General features: G+C 35.8%; 19 protein-coding genes. 17 read left to right on the top strand and 2 right to left on the bottom strand.

Annotation, left to right across the window (positions count from 1 at the left end):
* Positions 1 to 33 precede the first annotated feature (33 nt).
* From ACTSKG_RS10675 to ACTSKG_RS10660, 4 genes are all read left to right on the top strand, one after another.
* On the top strand, positions 34 to 1,455 hold the full coding sequence (locus ACTSKG_RS10675) for an NAD-dependent succinate-semialdehyde dehydrogenase (protein ID WP_464754613.1): 1,422 nt from the start codon (positions 34 to 36) through the stop codon (positions 1,453 to 1,455).
* A gap of 361 nt (positions 1,456 to 1,816) precedes the next feature.
* Positions 1,817 to 2,224, top strand: coding sequence for a group-specific protein (locus ACTSKG_RS10670; RefSeq protein WP_464754612.1), 408 nt, complete (start codon positions 1,817 to 1,819; stop codon positions 2,222 to 2,224).
* On the top strand, positions 2,221 to 2,916 hold the full coding sequence (locus ACTSKG_RS10665; protein WP_464754611.1) for a Type 1 glutamine amidotransferase-like domain-containing protein: 696 nt from the start codon (positions 2,221 to 2,223) through the stop codon (positions 2,914 to 2,916). Before ACTSKG_RS10670 ends, ACTSKG_RS10665 begins: the two co-directional genes overlap by 4 nt.
* A gap of 829 nt (positions 2,917 to 3,745) precedes the next feature.
* Entirely contained in the window at positions 3,746 to 4,948 is a 1,203-nt protein-coding gene (locus ACTSKG_RS10660; protein ID WP_464754610.1) for an MFS transporter, read from the top strand.
* Between the two features lie 288 nt (positions 4,949 to 5,236).
* Here the strand turns inward: ACTSKG_RS10660 and ACTSKG_RS10655 are convergent, their stop codons facing one another.
* The gene (locus tag ACTSKG_RS10655; RefSeq protein ID WP_464754609.1) at positions 5,237 to 5,866 is read right to left on the bottom strand and encodes an alpha/beta hydrolase; all 630 of its coding nucleotides are present in this window, start codon (positions 5,864 to 5,866) and stop codon (positions 5,237 to 5,239) included.
* A gap of 119 nt (positions 5,867 to 5,985) precedes the next feature.
* Between ACTSKG_RS10655 and ACTSKG_RS10650 the strand changes: the two genes are divergently transcribed.
* Positions 5,986 to 6,219, top strand: coding sequence for a hypothetical protein (locus tag ACTSKG_RS10650; RefSeq protein WP_464754608.1), 234 nt, complete (start codon positions 5,986 to 5,988; stop codon positions 6,217 to 6,219).
* Between the two features lie 19 nt (positions 6,220 to 6,238).
* Here ACTSKG_RS10650 and ACTSKG_RS10645 read toward each other — a convergent pair whose 3' ends face one another.
* Positions 6,239 to 7,141 carry a DMT family transporter gene (locus tag ACTSKG_RS10645; RefSeq protein ID WP_464754607.1) on the bottom strand — a complete coding sequence of 301 codons (903 nt, stop codon included), beginning with the start codon at positions 7,139 to 7,141 and terminating at the stop codon, positions 6,239 to 6,241.
* Positions 7,142 to 7,403: 262 nt separating this feature from the next.
* Here ACTSKG_RS10645 and ACTSKG_RS10640 point away from each other — a divergent pair, with 262 nt between their 5' ends.
* From ACTSKG_RS10640 to ACTSKG_RS10585, 12 genes are all read left to right on the top strand, one after another.
* Positions 7,404 to 7,661, top strand: a complete 258-nt coding sequence (locus tag ACTSKG_RS10640; protein ID WP_464754606.1) for a metal-sensitive transcriptional regulator — start codon at positions 7,404 to 7,406, stop codon at positions 7,659 to 7,661.
* Positions 7,662 to 7,727: 66 nt separating this feature from the next.
* Positions 7,728 to 8,063 carry a rhodanese-like domain-containing protein gene (locus tag ACTSKG_RS10635; protein WP_464754605.1) on the top strand — a complete coding sequence of 112 codons (336 nt, stop codon included), beginning with the start codon at positions 7,728 to 7,730 and terminating at the stop codon, positions 8,061 to 8,063.
* A gap of 16 nt (positions 8,064 to 8,079) precedes the next feature.
* The gene (locus ACTSKG_RS10630; protein ID WP_464754604.1) at positions 8,080 to 8,376 is read left to right on the top strand and encodes a rhodanese-like domain-containing protein; all 297 of its coding nucleotides are present in this window, start codon (positions 8,080 to 8,082) and stop codon (positions 8,374 to 8,376) included.
* Between the two features lie 50 nt (positions 8,377 to 8,426).
* Entirely contained in the window at positions 8,427 to 8,990 is a 564-nt protein-coding gene (locus tag ACTSKG_RS10625; RefSeq protein WP_464754603.1) for a sulfurtransferase TusA family protein, read from the top strand.
* Positions 8,991 to 9,007: 17 nt separating this feature from the next.
* The gene (locus ACTSKG_RS10620; RefSeq protein ID WP_464754602.1) at positions 9,008 to 9,403 is read left to right on the top strand and encodes a DsrE/DsrF/DrsH-like family protein; all 396 of its coding nucleotides are present in this window, start codon (positions 9,008 to 9,010) and stop codon (positions 9,401 to 9,403) included.
* A gap of 68 nt (positions 9,404 to 9,471) precedes the next feature.
* Positions 9,472 to 10,599 (top strand): MBL fold metallo-hydrolase, encoded by a 1,128-nt coding sequence (locus tag ACTSKG_RS10615; RefSeq protein ID WP_464754601.1) that lies wholly within the window; start codon positions 9,472 to 9,474, stop codon positions 10,597 to 10,599.
* A 33-nt stretch (positions 10,600 to 10,632) separates the two neighbouring features.
* Positions 10,633 to 10,860 (top strand): sulfurtransferase TusA family protein, encoded by a 228-nt coding sequence (locus tag ACTSKG_RS10610; protein ID WP_464754600.1) that lies wholly within the window; start codon positions 10,633 to 10,635, stop codon positions 10,858 to 10,860.
* Positions 10,861 to 10,984: 124 nt separating this feature from the next.
* Positions 10,985 to 11,761 (top strand): sulfite exporter TauE/SafE family protein, encoded by a 777-nt coding sequence (locus ACTSKG_RS10605; RefSeq protein WP_464754599.1) that lies wholly within the window; start codon positions 10,985 to 10,987, stop codon positions 11,759 to 11,761.
* A gap of 67 nt (positions 11,762 to 11,828) precedes the next feature.
* Entirely contained in the window at positions 11,829 to 12,467 is a 639-nt protein-coding gene (locus tag ACTSKG_RS10600; protein ID WP_464754598.1) for a hypothetical protein, read from the top strand.
* A gap of 587 nt (positions 12,468 to 13,054) precedes the next feature.
* Entirely contained in the window at positions 13,055 to 14,278 is a 1,224-nt protein-coding gene (locus tag ACTSKG_RS10595) for an ATP-grasp domain-containing protein (RefSeq protein ID WP_464754597.1), read from the top strand.
* Between the two features lie 84 nt (positions 14,279 to 14,362).
* Positions 14,363 to 14,806: a hypothetical protein gene (locus ACTSKG_RS10590; protein ID WP_464754596.1), complete on the top strand. Its 444-nt coding sequence runs from the start codon at positions 14,363 to 14,365 to the stop codon at positions 14,804 to 14,806.
* An 859-nt stretch (positions 14,807 to 15,665) separates the two neighbouring features.
* Positions 15,666 to 17,834, top strand: coding sequence for a YheC/YheD family protein (locus ACTSKG_RS10585; RefSeq protein WP_464754595.1), 2,169 nt, complete (start codon positions 15,666 to 15,668; stop codon positions 17,832 to 17,834).
* Positions 17,835 to 17,848: the final 14 nt, after the last annotated feature.

The following is a 17,848-nucleotide window of genomic DNA, read 5'->3' as shown; positions in this document are numbered from 1 at the left end:
TAAATAATATAGTAATAAAGGAAGGGTGATTACATGTCAAAGCCATATTACATGATTATTAATGGAGAAGATATTGGAAAAGATCTATCTGTTTTAGAAGTGATTAATCCTGCAACAGGGGAAATACTTGCGACTGTACCAAAAGGAGGAACCAAAGAAGCAGTGAAAGCTGTTGAAGCGGCATATGAAGCCTATGGGGAATGGTCTGTTTTGTCTGCTTATGAACGAAGTGAGTTAATACAAAATTGGCATATTTTGATTAAGAAACATACGGAAGACCTTGCCAAAACGATGACAGAGGAGCAAGGGAAACCTCTGGCAGAAGCTCGTGGGGAAATCAATTATGCAAATGGTTTTATATCCTGGTATGCAGAAGAGGGTAAGCGAATTTATGGAGAAATAATTCCTGCTACTCAACAAAATAAACGACTTTTTGTGCATAAACAACCAGTAGGAGTTGTTGCAGTGATAACGCCTTGGAACTTTCCGGCAGCGATGATTACTAGAAAAGTAGGACCAGCACTAGCTGCAGGGTGTACTGTAGTAATTAAACCAGCGGGGCAAACACCTCTCACTGCTATTAAACTAGTGCAACTCGCAAAAGAAGCGGGAATTCCCGATGGAGTCATAAATGTAATTACAGGAGATTCTAAAGCTATAGGAGATACTTGGCTTGAAGATACGCGTGTTCGAAAGCTGACATTTACAGGTTCCACTGAAGTAGGGAAGTTACTTATGAAGGGTGCAGCAGATACAGTTAAAAAAGTATCTCTTGAACTTGGAGGGCATGCTCCATCGATTATCATGGAAGATTGTAACTTAGAGAAAGCTGCAGAAAATGTGCTTGCTGCTAAGTTCCGAAATGCTGGTCAAACATGTGTATGTATTAATCGAGTGTATGTTCAGGAATCTATTGCAGATAAATTTACTGAATTACTTACGGAAAAGGCGAAACAGTTGAAAATAGGAAATGGCCTGGAAGCAGGAGTGGCAATAGGGCCGCTAATTGATGAATCCGCCGTTCGGAAAGCGCAAGAGCATGTAGAGGATGCAACATCAAAAGGAGCAGAAGTAATATTGGGTGGAAAAAGAAAAGACGGTCTATTCTTTGAACCAACCATTTTGACGAATGTAACGGATGATATGCTATGCATGCAAGAAGAAACATTTGGTCCAGTTATTCCAATTAGTACATTCAAGGATGAAGAAGAAGCAATAATTCGTGCAAACAATTCTATATACGGACTTGCCGCATATGTTTTTACAGAAAATATATCAAGAGGAATTCGTATTACAGAAAAATTAGAGTACGGTATTATTGGATTAAATGACGGTCTTCCATCAACTCCGCAAGCACCGTTTGGAGGGTTTAAGCAAAGTGGTCTTGGGCGAGAAGGTGGCCACCATGGGATGGATGAATATTTAGAAATAAAATACGTTTCCCTTGGTCTATAGGTAAGTAAATACACCGCTCACAGATGAACTATCTGTTTGCGGTGTATTTTCTTAAGCGATTAAGTAAGATTGATCGATTTTGCCGAGAGATTGATCGATTCGACCAAGAGATTGATCGATTTTAGCGAGAGATTGATCGATTAATCCACATGATTGATCGATTTACCATATTCACTTAATTTTATTAGTCCACAGCAAAGTATTTAGCATCTAGATGGGCAAAAGTAAACTGGAGAAACGCATGCTTCTGTCTCCATCATGAAATTGTTGACTTGCATTCAAACTATTTAGAATAGTTGAATCGCAAGTCTTTTTTTCATGTTATGATAAACAAAAAGAGAGAAAAGTAAGGTGATTATTCATGAAATTTTATGTAGGGTCAGGTTTTCAAAATAAAGACCAGGTGAGAGAAGTAGCGAGGAAGCTTCAGGTCATAGGGTGGAACCAAACGTATGACTGGACACAAAATGAACGAGCAAATAACCTTGAAGATTTAATGCTAATTGGAACACTTGAAAAAGAGGCGATAAAAGACGCTGATTATACCATTATTTTATTACCTGGTGGTAAAGGAAGTCATATTGAATTAGGAATGGCTATCGCATTGGAGAAACAAATATTTCTTTACTCACCACATGGAGAAGCGATGGATATGGAAACGACAAGTACGTTCTATCACTTACCACAAGTGAACATTTGTACAGGAACAATTGACGAACTTATTTCAGCAATACAGGAAAATAGCCAATTGGAGGTAAATAATAGATGAGACAAATCATTGGTATGGGCGGCGGTGGCTTTTCGATGGAGCCTGAAAATCCTTTATTAGATCGGTATATTTTGAAGCAATCAAAAAGTGAAAGACCAAAAATCTGCTTTATAGGTACGGCTAGTGGCGATGCAGAAGGATATATTGAGCGTTTTTATAATTTCTTTCAAAAGGAAGGTTGTGAGCCAGTACATCTATCGTTATTTAAACCGCATACTCGGGATATTAAGGGATTTTTAATGGAACAAGACATCTTATATGTAGGTGGGGGAAACACGAAGAACTTGATGTCGCTTTGGAAGGAATGGGAACTGGATAAAGCTATTCGAGCAGCTTATGAAAACGGAACAATTTTGTCAGGCCTCAGTGCGGGTTCACTTTGTTGGTTTGAAGAAGGTGTGACAGATTCCTATGGTGATGGGATTGAGCCTATTAAGTGTCTTGGGTTATTAGAGGGGAGTCATTGTCCACATTATAATGGAGAGGGAAATTATCGCCCTGCTTATAAACGTCTTATTCAAGAGGAAGTTATAGGAGCTGGATATGCTGCAGATGATGGAGTTGCTCTACATTTTATCGATGAAAAATTACATACAGTGGTAAGTTCTCGTCCACAAGTAAGTGGATATCGTGTGGATAAAGGACAAGAAGTAAAGTTATCCACAACATATTTAGGTTCAAATGTTTATTAACAGTGTGTAGAGAAAAGCGTATAATTACGTGAGCAATTTTGGAATACTGAAGAATTGAACCTAGAAGTGAGAAAACAATAAGTATTTATGCAAGAGAGGAATCAAGAAATTTCGAAGTTCCGTTTATAAATGAGTTAATTTCATAAATAGCATTTATTTATTAAAACACGAACAATGATTATTTTATGATTGGAGCGACAGGCGGTGACTCCAGCGGGAGGCCAACAGGATGTTGGTCACGAAGGCGTTGCCACACGATGTGGCGCTCTTAGCCTTTGTTCCTCTGTGAGACAGATGAGACATCGCAAACGACGCGAATGCGGCGGTGATGGCTCATCGCTCACCCCGCGGAAAGCGTCCGCCGATAGCGGAAATCATGCTGATTTATGAAGAGTATATGATACATATTCTTACATTTCATTTTAATATTGTTCGTGTTTTATGCTCTAACTTTGAATTATGAAATTGATACAAATAGCATTTAATTATTAAAAAAAGAACAATTATTAATTTATTGATTGAGCAACAGGCGGCGACTCCAGCGGTATGAGTGAGACAGATGAGAAATCACAAACGACGCGAATGCTGCGGTGATGGCTCATCGCTCACAACGCGGAAAGCGTCCGCCGATAGTGGGAATCATGCAGATTTATGAAGAGTTTATTATACATATTCTCACATTTCGCTTTAATATTGTTCGTGTTTTATGCTCTAACTTTGGTTGGAGTAAAAGTAACATCTACTCCAGTCACTTTTTATATTCTTAAGACGAAAAGGGTATAATGAAAATTACTAAAACATTCATTTACTTATATAAAGAGGCGATCTAGTGAAGGAGTATATTCAAAAAGGAACAAATGAATTTAAAAAAGTAAATTTTGCATTATTTGCTGCTGGGTTTATTACATTTGCTAATTTATATCTCACACAGCCGGTATTGCCTGAGTTTGCGAGAGAATTTCATATTTCCCCTACTGTAGCAAGTTTATCGTTATCCCTCACGACTTTTGCGCTAGCTATAAGCCTTGTAATATTTGGATCTCTTTCCGAAGCATGGGGGCGCAAAAGACTGATGACTATTTCAATTTTTTCTGCTTCCGTATTAACGCTATTCATTGCTTTTTCTCCTAGTTTTGAAGTTATTCTTGTTTTGCGGGTTATGCAGGGAGTCACGTTTGCCGGGCTCCCTGCTATTGCAATGGCTTATTTAGGGGAAGAAGTAGAGCCAAAGAGTCTTGGGATTGCAATGGGACTTTATATTAGTGGAAACTCTGTAGGTGGACTCGCTGGCCGCATTATTATGGGAACGATGACGGATTTATTTAGTTGGAAAGTCGGTATGATTTTTCTTGGTATATTAAGTCTAACGATTAGCATTTATTTTGTAATCGCATTGCCAAGATCCCGTCATTTTGAGCCAAGAACTTTACAAATACGTGCTCTAACCAGCTCGCTTCTTGCCCATTTAAAAGATTCAGGTATGCTTAGTCTGTACGTTATTGGTTTTACGTTAATGGCGAGTTTTGTTTCATTATATAACTACATTAGTTTTAAATTGCTCGGACCTCCTTACTCCCTTAGTACGACGATTGTCGGCTGGATTTTTATAATTTATTTAGTAGGGACATTCAGCTCAGCGTGGCTAGGTAGCCTCGCTGATCGATATGGAAGACAAAAGATGTTGCTTGTTGGAATCGGCATTATGTATGTTGGTGCACTTATTACGCTTAATATTAGTTTAGTTATTAAAATTATTGGTATTATAGTTTTTACATTTGGATTTTTCGGAGCTCACTCCATTTCAAGTGGGTGGGTAAGCAAAAGAGCGCAGCATGATAAAGCGCAAGCTTCATCGCTTTATTTGTTTTTTTATTACTTTGGCTCCAGTATCGGTGGGACTGCCGGTGGTGTTTTCTGGTCAAAATTTGGTTGGAACGGTGTTATTGGATTAATATCTTTCTTTCTATTGGGAGCAGTTACTCTTGCTCTTTGTCTAAAAGGATTTCCAAAAATGAATGAAGATCAACGATAAAATGTCGTATTCTCTAACGGGTTGAGTTTTTTTCATATGAAGAAATCAATTATCTATTGGGCTTGGTTGCTCTCACGGGAATCTAGTTGTTTTCGAAGTAAAATTGGTTGCGCTCGTGATAAATTGGTTGCTTGGAGATGCTAGTTGGTCTCCCTTAGCCATTTGTTGGAAACGGAATCCATTTCTTTTGATAGCTCGCTTGCTTAGGGACATAAAACTGTCTCTATTCACCATTTAATGGAATTTGCGAAATAAAAAAGGGACTTATAAAAAGTCCCAAGCCATGTATTAATTCTCTTTCAAAAATACAACCAAATCTTGAAGATTCTCCGATGTTACCCCATGACCGTCTTCATATGTTTTGAACACCACATTTGCGCCATGTGCCTCAAAGTAATTTTTGCTTTCCAATCCTAATTGAGATGGAATCACGTAGTCATATTCTCCATGTGAAATAAAAATATTTAAATGCTCGACAGGATGCTTACTATATTCAGCTTTCACAAAGTCAGGTAAATAACCACTTAACGCTACAACTCCACTAATTACACTACCCATCGTTAATGCTAAAGTTTGTGCTAAAATCGCACCTTGACTAAAGCCGAGTACGTATAAATGGTCCGGATTAAGCTTGTATTCTTCAATTGCCTCATATATAAAAGATTGAATATAGGTGACCACTTTATCAAATACGTCACGATCTGGTTTATCATCCGCATCAGTTGTGAAAAAAGCATAACCGGGTTTAAAAACAATAGGTCCACGTAAACTAAAAATATGGTGGGTTTTCTCGAATTCTTTAACGAGTTGTGGCAAATCATCTTCATTGCTTCCCATACCATGTAATAAAAAGATGGCAGGTGGTCGCTCTCCCTCCATTTGCGGCGCTGTATGCTTATATGTAAAAGGTGATTTCATTTATACTCTTCCTTTCAGAATTTATGTAAGTTCATTTTATCATAAGTAATAGAGATGCCTGATAAAAGGAAAGTTTTTGGATACCCTAACAAAAATGGATGTGTTAGGAGATTGAAGTTGTGAAAGAATTCAAGGTGACTTATTTCTACGATGAAAATTATTATATTAGAAGGTTTATCTTTGTGGAATCTCAAGAAAAAGCAGAAGAGCTAATTCAAAGTGAACGAGATAGTTATATTTCATTTCGAGATAGTAGAGAAATTTATCATGAATTAAATACAAGAGATGTTCGAGTAATTCAAATATCCGAATACCATAGAATTATTAAAAGCAAAAAAGGTACCAACGACTAATGTACGCTGGTACCTTTAATTATGGATGTTGAATTCTTTTTTTGATTAATATATTTTCTCTTTTTCCATAAATATTTACAAGTATTACACTTGAAATAGCAACAACCCCTCCGACAATGGAGATAGGTGCAGGTAACTCATGAAGCCATATCCAAGATACGATAATGGCGACAACTGGTTCAATGTATAACATGTTGGATACTGTACTCGCATTCCCAAGCGAAAGAGCTGACGCCCATGTAATATAAGCGATAGCAGTTGGGAAAATACCTAAATAAATTGCTGAGAAGCTTGCTTCTAACGATGCTTGTTGAATTTCTTGCAGAAGACCTGGCATAAAAATGAGAAATGGTAACGTACCAGCCCATGTAAAATATGCAGTTAACTCAATTGGATTGTATTTTTTCAATAAAGGCTTTTGAAACACAAAAAATATAGCTGTTGAAAATGCCGCAAGAAGAACTAAAAATACACCTTTTGAAATTCCAGAAGATGAATTACCGGTTCCTAGAGCAATCATCAAAATACCGATAAATCCCAAACTTAAACCAACCCAACCTATTGTGCCTAAGCGTTCTTTTAGTACGATTACGGCAATGATTGTCGTAAATATTGGGGCTGAACCAATTAGCATTCCAGTTGTTCCTGCAGAAACAGTAAGTTGCCCAAAAGTAATACTTATATGATAAACACTAATTCCAATCCATCCAATTAGTAAAATCTTTAATATATCTTCCTTTTTCGGCAAAGAAATTTTTCCGCCTGGTAACAAAGCTGTCACTCCAAATAGGAAGGATGCGATAATAAAACGAACTAATACTAAATGACCTGCAGAATATCCACCATGTAAACCTGAACTAATAGCGGTAAAAGTGGATCCCCAAATGACTACGGTTATAGATGCTAAAATTAATGCTTTCAAATTCAATATTCCCACCATACTTTCTACTACTTTGAAACATAATAAAAACAACTAATCTTACAACAAAAATTAGTAGAATACAATATATTGATAAAATCATACTCAGATTCCAGCTATCAAATAGAGATATTGAACGTAGAAAGAAATTGACTTTAGTAATCTTAACAATTTTATTTATTGACAATATACCCACGTGGGTATATTATGTTCCTTGTAAGTTCACTTTCAAGTCCATAACCTTTTTGAAAGGAGGTCATCCAAGATGTATGATGCAAAAACAATTAACCGTGTCAAACGTATAGAAGGGCAATTACGAGGGATTTTACGTATGATGGAAGAGGGGAAAGATTGTAAGGAAGTGGTTACACAGCTCTCGGCAGTTCGTTCTGCTGCGGACCGTACTATTGGTGTGATTGTGAGTAATAATCTTTTAGAGTGCGTACAAAACGCAGAAGGTAATTCAGAGAAGGTGAATTCAGCTATCCAAGAAGCAATGAATTTGGTTGTAAAGAGCCGCTAATACGGCTTTTCTATTTAGAAAAAATAATACCTGTACAGGTATTTTGGAAGAGGGAATTTAATTGGAATGATTTTTATCGTAGTAATCGTAGCTTTCTTCGTTTGGAAGATGATGCCTTCAAAAGGTGTTAAAACGATTACGACAACAGAATTAAAAAATATATTGAGCGATCAAGATAAAGTATTTGTAGATGTAAGAACTCCCGCTGAATATAAATCCCGAAATATTAGACAGTTTAAAAACATACCACTAGGTTCTTCCTTTAGTAAATTACCGAAGGACAAAGAAATCGTTGTTATTTGTCAAAGTGGGATGCGCAGTAACAATGCTTGCAAACAGTTAAAAAAATTAGGTTTTGAACATGTAACAAATGTCCGTGGTGGCATGAGTGCATGGAATTAAAAGGAGGACAAAGAAGATGAAAGAAATTACAGCAAAAGAAGTAGAACAAAAGCTAGCAAATGGAGATGCTTTTCAAATAATTGATGTACGTGAAGTGGATGAAGTAGCTGCCGGTAAAATCCCTGGTATAACACATATCCCGCTAGGTTTATTAGAATTTCGAATGAATGAATTGTCTAAAACCAAACCTTATATTATGGTATGTCGTTCAGGCGGTAGAAGCGGAAGAGCTACACAATTTTTAGCAGATCAAGGTTTTGATGTAACGAATATGACTGGTGGTATGCTTGCGTGGGAAGGCAAAGTCCACTAAAAAATTTTTCGGTTAAATAATACCCTAGATGGTATAAAAGGAGAATGAAAATGAGTTTAAAAACAGATTTTACGTTAGATGCAAAGGGCCTCGCTTGTCCGATGCCGATTGTGAAAACCAAAAAAGCAATGAACAATCTGATAGATGGACAAATTTTAGAAGTAGAAGCGAAAGATAAAGGATCTAAAGCTGATCTTGAAGCATGGTCTGAATCAGTAGGTCATCAATATATTGGGACAACTGAAGAAGGAGATGTATTAAAGCATTATATCCGTAAATGTTCTAATGATGAAATTGTTGAAAATCTATATGAACAAATCATTCAACTAGAAGAATTGTCAACAAAAGCTATAGAAGGCGGCATTATTTTAGATGTACGCGAAGCAGCAGAATATGCTTTTGGACATATTGAAGGGGCTAAGTCTATTCCAATGGGTGAGCTGGAAGTTCGAATGAACGAATTAGAAAAAGATCAAGCAACCTATGTAATTTGCCGAACAGGAAAACGCAGTGATTTAGCAGCGCAAAAGCTAACGAGTAGCGGTTTTACAAAAGTATGGAACGTGATACCTGGCATGACACAATGGACAGGTGAAGTTAAAAAATCAATCTAAACTTGGAGGAATAAACAATGACAAACAAAGTAGCAATTATCGCAAGTAATGGTGGCCTTTTTGACGCGTATAAAGTATTTAATATCGCAACAGCAGCAGCAGCAACCGATAAAGAAGTAACTATCTTTTTCACATTCGAAGGATTAAATCTAATTCATAAACAAGGGATTCATGCACTTCCGATGCCTGAAGGACGCGAGGCGATTGCAGAAGGATTTGCTAAAGCTAATGTTCCAAGTATTCCAGAATTAGTAGAGATGGCGCAAGAATTAGGTGTGAAGTTTATTGGTTGTCAAATGACGATGGATGTAATGGGCTTAACTAAGGAAGATTTCGTTGATGGAATTGAAGTTGGTGGAGCAGTTACATTTTTAGAATTTGCAAAAGATGCATCGCCAACACTGACGTTCTAACCAATTTAGAGGGGAATCATTCCCCTCTAAAAAAACCGAAAAAATAATACCTGTGGGGGTAAAATAAAGTGAGTTTAAATAAATGGACAGCAGAACAAGTTGCAAAGAAAGTGATTAATAATGAAGAATTATTCATTTTAGATGTGCGAAACGTGGATGCTTTTGCAGAGTGGAAGATTGAAGGACATAAATTTGAGTATTTAAATATTCCTTACTTTGAACTTTTGGATGGGGTAGAGGAGATTCTTCTGCAAATTCCAGTAGAGAAACCTTTACTAGTGGTCTGTGCAAAAGAAGGATCATCCATCATGGTAGCAGAAATGTTGTCCGAAGCGGGACTAGAAGCTGCATATCTTCAAGGAGGAATGAAATCTTGGAGTGAATATTTAGAACCAGCGAAAATAAGTGATCTTGAAAATGGCGGGGAGCTTTATCAATTTGTTCGTTTAGGTAAAGGTTGTCTTTCGTATATGGTCATTTCCAATGGGGAAGCAGTAGTTATTGATGCCACACGCATGGTTGATGTATATACTAAATTTGCAGCAAGTAAACAAGTGGAGATTACACAAGTATTTGATACACATTTACATGCAGACCATATTTCAGGTGGTCGTCGTATTGCGGTACAAACAGGTGCAACATACTATTTACCTCCAAAAGATGCGGAGGAAGTTGTGTTTGATTACACACCTTTGATAGATGGAACAGTAGTAAAAATTGGGAACACAACGATTGCAATCCAAGCGTTGTATTCACCAGGTCATACTATTGGCTCAACGTCTTTTATCGTAGATGAGAAATTTTTATTAACAGGTGACATTTTGTTTATTGATTCGATTGGACGTCCTGACCTAGCAGGTCTTGCAGAGGACTGGGTTGGGGATCTTCGTGAAACACTTTACGGTAAATATCGTGAGCTCTCAAAAGAGTTAATCGTTTTACCTGCACACTTTATGATGATTGATGAATTAAATGAGGATGGAACAGTAGCGAAACGATTAGGTGATTTGTTCGCTGAAAATCATGGTTTAAATATAGATGATGAAGGAGAATTCCGTAGTATTGTAACAGACAATTTACCACCTCAACCAAATGCATATCAAGAAATTCGTCAAGTGAATATGGGGAAATTAGCACCATCAATAGAAGTACAAACAGAAATGGAAATAGGGCCAAATCGTTGTGCAGTACGGTAATTGTCAAAAATCTAAGATGAAGGAGAGTAAAATATGAAAATAACTAAAGCAATAGATGCTACAGGATTAGCTTGTCCAATGCCAATCGTTCATACGAAAAAGGCGATGGATAGAATTAAATCTGGTGAAGTATTAGAGGTTCAAGTTACAGATAAAGGTGCATTAGCTGACATACCAGCTTGGGCTGCTTCAGGTGGTCATACTATTTTGAAACATACTGAAGAAGATGAAGTTATAACATTTTGGATTCAAAAAGCATAAAAATTGAGAGAGTATATGAAATGGATGCTAGGACTAGAAAATCGTTGAAATAGGTGACACTTCCGCAGAAAGGGAGCAGTTTCAATGATTTTCTGCCCATTTCCCTAGATAGGAGCTTAAAATTATGGATATAGCATGGATTATCACCATCTTTTTACTTGGCTTTGTAGGCTCATTTATATCGGGTTTGCTTGGTATTGGTGGAGCAATTATTAATTTCCCGATGCTGTTGTACGTTCCTCCATTGTTAGGATTTACTGCTTTCACTGCACATGAAGTTTCTGGTATTAGTGCACTTCAAGTATTATTTGCATCCGTTTCTGGTGTATGGGCATACCGAAAAGGCAATTATTTAAATAAATCCCTTATTATTTATATGGGAGCAGCTATTTTAACAGGTAGCTTTGTAGGTAGCTTCAGCTCACATGCTTTATCGGAAGCTAGTGTGAATATCGTTTATGGTGTGCTTGCCCTTATCGCTGCCATTATGATGTTTGTCCCTAAGAAGAAAGTTGATGATGTTCCGATAGAACAAGTGACGTTTAATAAACTGCTTGCTGCGATTTTGGCGTTTATTGTCGGTATTGGCTCAGGAATTGTAGGAGCTGGAGGTGGCTTCTTATTAGTACCAATTATGCTAGTTGTATTAAGAATTCCAACAAGGATGACGATTGCAACAAGTCTAGCGGTTACCTTTTTTTCTTCCATTGGTGCTACGATTGGAAAGGTAACTACGGGGCAAGTTGAATATTTGCCAGCTGTAATTTTAATTATCGCAAGTTTAATTGCAGCCCCGCTTGGAGTGAAAATGAATAAACACTTGAATACAAAAATACTTCAAATGATTTTAGCGGTGCTTATTTTGTTCACAGCAATAAAAATTTGGATGGATATTCTATAATAGTGGCAACTTGAAGTAGTCAGTGCTTCAGGTTGCTATTTTAAATTGAAAGGGGTGGAGAGAGAATTTGGGTGCAACGGAATGGTACAGAATATTCTCGTTGACGATTCCTTCAACTTGGCTTGCTTTTATTTTAGCGGCAGTAATAACAGGAATAGTCATTTATATTAATTTTAATAAAGAAACTTCTAGTCAATTAGTCGATCTTGTTTTTATGTTTATTTTAGTATGGAAATTAAGCGTTGTATTTACTGAATTCTCAAGTATCATCAAACATCCGTGGATGATTCTTTACTTTTCGGGGGGGAGAACGGGTGTATATATAGGGGTCATGGGGATTATTCTCAATTTATTTTATCGTCAAATAAAACATAAATCGTTACCTTCGAATGGAGCATTAGCTTTAGCTTATATAAGTTTTTATAGTAGTTTTGCAGTACTCATTGTTTTATTAAATCAATCTTCCATTCTAGACACTGTCCTCGTATTAATTGTTGCTATACTAATGGCCTTATTTATGTTGAATTATAGCGGAACAATCCATTTAGTTTTATCTTTTTTACTTGTTTATTGCATTTTGCATTTAATACTTCGTGAAACTATTTTTAGTACGACTATGATTACAGCTTTCATATTTGGAGCTGTTCTCATTTTATTTAGAAGGGGATTTGATTATAAATCAGCAGTGGAATTAATGAAAAAATAGGAACGGTTAATTAAATAATAAGAATAGAGCGTTCTAAATTGTATCGAGGATACTGAAAAAGTCCATATATTTTGACTGTGATAGATGGAGCTTCCAATAAGCGAGGAAATCGATGAAACGGCTCACTTTCCTTTACAGGGAGATTGCCATAGCCACCTCACTTCCTACTAGCAAGTAATCTAGTTGCACTAAAAAGATATAGATAGTAACAACTTATAAAGAAGCGAAGCTGCGTCCGAAATTGTATCTTCGGACGCCTTTAAAAGAGTAGGAAAGAATTTTATCTCTCATTATCCAAACAAAATGCACCATGTCCATACAAATTCCAAGAGAGCGACGGACAAACATCCGCCTTAAGATAACCGAAAATAGAGGAGTTGGAAGTGACACAGTTACTTCCAACTCCTCTAAATTTAACGGTAATAGTGTAGTGGATGTTTAGTCCAAAAGTACTCAAGAATGCAAAGGACAAGATGCACTTAAAACGCTGGAGGTTTTCTTATGTTAGGCGTTATTAATTGGCAAATCGCTTTAACATGCATATTTTATAGAGATTAGAGTATTTAGATGAATGGATGGATACTGGAATGAAAACAATCGTCTTTATAGGAAGTAATGAGTTTGGGACAAGTAGAGAAGCTCTTACTATTGCAAAAGAAATGGGATACTGGGTTGTTTTATTAACAGATAAAAGAAAGTTCATTACGTTTAACCTCGAATTATCAGAAGTAAATCAGATTATTTTGATGGAAAAACTAATGGATGAAAAAGAAGTAATTGACCAGATAGAAAAGTTAAAGATAGATGGAAAACAAATTTGTGCATGTGTTAGTTTTGTAGATCCATTTGTTTCGTATGCTGCTAAAATAGCTAATCACTTATGTTTGGCACAGATTTCCGTAGATTCATTATACTTAATGGAAGATAAAATCAAGGTTAGAGAAAAGTTAACAAATCTCCCTATTACCCCTTCTTATACAATTTTTAAAAATGACGATTCCCTAAATGAATTCGTAAAAAAGTATAAAACATTTTCCCCTTTAATTATAAAGCCTCCTAATTCAAATGGATCAAAGGATGTATTGTTTGTTGATACCATGGATATGTTTGAGGATGCCATCATGCTTATACAAAAAAAACATCCAAAAAGCTCCATATTAATAGAAGAATTTTTAATAGGACCACAGTATCTAATTGAAATTATTGTTTACAACAATGAAGTTAGAATCGTTGGGATAGTGGAGCAGGAAGTTATGTACAATGGAAGATTTATTGTGAATGGTTATAAGTTTCCTGCAAAAGTAAATGCAAAAAACTATGAAAAACTATATGTTTCTATTTTAAGTATCATTGAACAAATAGGACTTACTAATGGCTCTTGTCATATAGAGATGAAACTCGTTCAAGGTGAATGGAAACTAATTGAAATTAATCCTCGAATGTCAGGAGGCGCAATGAATCGAATCATTGAAGAAGGAACGGGAATTAACCTAGTAAAAGAAATATTAAAAATGTATCTAGGAGAGGAGCCTACGTTTACACAAACAAGACAATTCCATGTGTATGCTAGATATCTAACGATAGGGTCAAGAGGCAGACTACTCAAAGTCACCGGTAAAGAGCTAGCGTTAATGCATGATGGGGTCAAATACGTTTATATTAAGCCTCTAAAAGGTAAAATCCTAACCAGTCCATATTCTATGGGAAATCGTTATGCTTGCATCATTGCTGCATCGGAATCAGAGGAGCAGGCAGAGGCTATAGCATTGGCGGCAGCAAAAGAAATAAAATTTTATTTAGTACCAGCTTAAAACTATGGGTGAAGTGGTCAAGTCTTTAACCCGTACTAAGTTCATCAATCTTAATATGATAAGAACAAAGGAGTAAGGAGGGAGTTGAAAAGTAAATTGGGTGGCAACAAAGAAAGTAAACACATCTTATGTGATGCACTTATAGAATTAAAATCATTTCAGGACTTATTAAAAAATTCACATTCGAAATACTTTGGTAATTTACTTGAAAAAATAATTGGCAGTGATACAATCCCTTTCTTCTTAGTAACGAAAAAAGGAGTCCATTTAAGTCAATTAGATACAGGTGGGGATCTTGAAACAAAGTATTTTCGAATCGAGTCTATTGATAGTAAAAATTGCCGCATAACAATTACGTTACTACGACCTTTAGATGTTGAAGGGAATTATACAAAATCAATTTACGATGTGGTTAGACTGGAAAAAACAACTGCAAGAAAAGTAATAGATTTATCTTTGATAGGTGCAATTCAACCTTTAGACACGGAGTTATTAAAAAGAAAAATAATTATCGAACCTAAATGGTAAGGAGCATCACCCAAATTATTCATAGAGTTTTACAGAATAAGTATTAAAATTTTTTTTACCATGAACGGGTTGATTTCCGTTTCAGTTGGACGCGTTCCGCCCGATGAGCCATCACTGTTCTTTCGTGTCGCGTGATAACTCATCTGTCTCACTTATAAGCCCAATGAAAGGTCAAACTTAGAAGATTTAATTACTACCAAATCGGACTAATATCCCCACAAACACTCTAAAAAGTGATGAAAATATTGCTTTTCATTTTTACTTTTTTAAAAATGTGACTTTTTCAGTGCCCTCTCACTCACCCAACCGGAGTCACTACTTAAACTACAATCCACAAGTGTAAACAAGAGAGATAAAATGATTGATCGAAATTAAACTGATGCTTTTTTATTTATCCATATGGCAAGTTGGCAAGTGGAAACAAAAAAATAGGTAGTATCTAAAGGTATTGAAGGGAAGAGTTTCCTAAATGGTATCTTCGGAAAAAAGAGTAGAAAAGGTATTATTTCACTCATTATCCGAACCAAACGTATCATGTCTTCGCAAATTCCAAGTAGGCGACGGATATACATCCGCCACATGATAACCGAGAAAATGGCTCTAGAAGTGACACATTCACTTCTAGAGCCAAATTAAAGCGTTAATAGTGAGCTAATGCTTAGTTCAAAGCACTCTGGAAACGATGAAGACAAGATGTATTTAAAGGTCCCCCCTCGCTAAAGAAACAAATCGTCTAAGATGTAGACATTCCCTAAGAATTACTTGAAATTTTATAAAACTGAACATTTGTCCATATTCAAAACTAAATGAATGAATTTAATACTTATATAATTGTTTAAATATTAAAGGAGATTATTAAATGACAATAATAGGAATGTTACATCATCGTAGAGATCCCACAACTGTCATCAAGTCTTATGCATATGCAGCTGTTGCTAAGGCAGAAGGGGTCGACTTTTTTTATTTTTCACCAGGAACAGTTAATTTCGTCAATCGAACTATTAGAGGCAAAGTTTATGAAAATGGAAGTTGGAAAGAGAAGGTTATGCCCTTTCCGGATGTTATCTATAATGCAGGAAGTCCTGAAAAATTAGCAAAATCAAAAGCTACGTTGGATAAATTAAAAAAGGAAATTCCCTTTACAACAAATTCAATAGGAAACAAATGGAACATTAATGAACGACTGAAGGAGGGAAAGGAGTTTTCAAACTTTTTAATACCTTCTGAAGTTGTGCAGAATGTGGAGGCATTCTATAAATTTATATTCTCTTTTCAGAAAGTTGTACTTAAGCCAATCGATGGTAGAAAAGGAAAAGGAATTTTCTTTATTTCTAAAATCAAAGAAGGTTATGAAGTCAAGGAGAATGCCGATAGTGAATATTACTCAAAACAACAGTTAGATGAGTTTTTAAAAGAAAAGCTATCATCAGGAACTTTTATCATTCAGCCCTATATACAATCCATTACTAAATCGGGTCAAGTTTATGACTTTAGGTTACATGTACAAAAAAATGGGGAAGGAAAATGGGTGATCACCACTATTTATCCGAGAATTGCTCCAAACGGTTCAATTATTCCAAATATTAATAACGGTGGTTTCACGATTTATTTAGATCCATTTTTAGAACAAGAATTTAAAGGAGAAGCATTTGATATTAGACGGATGCTGGAACATTTTTCTTTGTCACTTGCAAATCATTTAGATAAATTACAAATGGTAAAATATGGAGAGGTCATTGACGAAATTGGTATAGATGTGGGTTTAGATGAGAATTTAAAAATATGGATTTATGAAGTAAATTGGCGCCCTGGGTGTCCTCCAGCTTTTTATTTGGAACTAGATGTAGTAATCCATTCTATTCAATATGCAAAGTATATAGCAGAAAACCAAAGAAAAATTAAAAATGCCATTAGTACTATGAAAAAGGGGATAAATACGGAAAAAGGAAATATACCGATTATTGCAATAACAGGAAGTGCTGGTAAAACGACCTCAAAAGCATTCCTAGCATCGATATTATCGAAGAAATGGAACGTTTTTGAGTCTAAAGACTATTGGAATACAACAGAGCACACGAAAAAACATGCAGCAGAAATTAATGATACTCATGAAGCAGTAGTATTAGAGTATGGGATGGCTTATCCTGGAGTCATTACGGAACATTGTAGTATCATAAAACCAACTATTAGTATTGTGACAAATATCGGACTTGCGCACGTCGGAAACTTTGATAGTGATATAAAAGGAGTGGCGCATGCAAAATCAGAATTAATTCATGGAATGGATCAAAAAGGGATTCTTATCATAAATAAAGATGATGATAATTCGAAATATTTGGAGACTCAGAATTTCAAAGGGAAAATAATGACTGTGGGTATAAAATCACCAGCTAACTATAGAGCATATGGTGTTCAGTATGTAGAAAACGGAATGAGTTTCAAGATGAAACTCCAAGGACAAGAAATTACTTTGTTTATTCCTATTTTAGGCGAACATCATGTATATAATGCTTTAAATGCAATTGCTGTAGCTGATTACTTAGGATTCACACCAATGGAAATTAAAGCCGGACTTATATTTAGAAAACCACCAAGACGATTAACTATTTATAATTGCAGCGATAATATTACAGTAATTGATGATACCGTTCACTCCCATCCTCAAGGCGTAAGGGCTGCATTAGACGTCCTATCCAACATAGGGAAACATCGAAAAATAGCAATTGTTGGCCAAATGAGAGAATTAGGGGATTTGAGAGAACAGGAATATCGTAAAGTAGGAGAATACGTTTATGAAAAAGGTATTGATCTATTAATCACATATGGATATAGAACAGAAGAAATTGGTAATCAAGCAAAAATAAAAGGGTTTCCTGCTAAAAATGTCTATCATTTCATCAAGAAAGAAGAATTACATGAATTATTGAAAGAGATTGTGAAGAAAGACGACACAATTTTAGTTAAAGGGGCAAGTAAAACAAATATGTTTGATACAGTCCAGTTTTTAGACCAGACTTTTAAAGAGTAATTATGTAAAGCCCG

The organism is Psychrobacillus syltrankelensis, from assembly GCF_055454035.1.
Note: the sequence above shows the minus strand (reverse complement) of the source record. Positions and strands in the feature narration are given on the sequence as shown.

Excerpts from the sequence above, each read along its gene's own strand:
- ACTSKG_RS10640 (WP_464754606.1), top strand. The coding sequence starts at position 7,404 with ATGTATGATGCAAAAACAATTAACCGTGTCAAACGTATAGAAGGGCAA.
- ACTSKG_RS10620 (WP_464754602.1), top strand. The coding sequence starts at position 9,008 with ATGACAAACAAAGTAGCAATTATCGCAAGTAATGGTGGCCTTTTTGAC.
- ACTSKG_RS10595 (WP_464754597.1), top strand. The coding sequence starts at position 13,055 with ATGAAAACAATCGTCTTTATAGGAAGTAATGAGTTTGGGACAAGTAGA.
- ACTSKG_RS10585 (WP_464754595.1), top strand. The coding sequence starts at position 15,666 with ATGACAATAATAGGAATGTTACATCATCGTAGAGATCCCACAACTGTC.
- ACTSKG_RS10625 (WP_464754603.1), top strand. The coding sequence starts at position 8,427 with ATGAGTTTAAAAACAGATTTTACGTTAGATGCAAAGGGCCTCGCTTGT.
- ACTSKG_RS10665 (WP_464754611.1), top strand. The coding sequence starts at position 2,221 with ATGAGACAAATCATTGGTATGGGCGGCGGTGGCTTTTCGATGGAGCCT.
- ACTSKG_RS10675 (WP_464754613.1), top strand. The coding sequence starts at position 34 with ATGTCAAAGCCATATTACATGATTATTAATGGAGAAGATATTGGAAAA.
- ACTSKG_RS10655 (WP_464754609.1), bottom strand. The coding sequence starts at position 5,866 with ATGAAATCACCTTTTACATATAAGCATACAGCGCCGCAAATGGAGGGA.
- ACTSKG_RS10670 (WP_464754612.1), top strand. The coding sequence starts at position 1,817 with ATGAAATTTTATGTAGGGTCAGGTTTTCAAAATAAAGACCAGGTGAGA.
- ACTSKG_RS10610 (WP_464754600.1), top strand. The coding sequence starts at position 10,633 with ATGAAAATAACTAAAGCAATAGATGCTACAGGATTAGCTTGTCCAATG.
- ACTSKG_RS10635 (WP_464754605.1), top strand. The coding sequence starts at position 7,728 with ATGATTTTTATCGTAGTAATCGTAGCTTTCTTCGTTTGGAAGATGATG.
- ACTSKG_RS10630 (WP_464754604.1), top strand. The coding sequence starts at position 8,080 with ATGAAAGAAATTACAGCAAAAGAAGTAGAACAAAAGCTAGCAAATGGA.
- ACTSKG_RS10605 (WP_464754599.1), top strand. The coding sequence starts at position 10,985 with ATGGATATAGCATGGATTATCACCATCTTTTTACTTGGCTTTGTAGGC.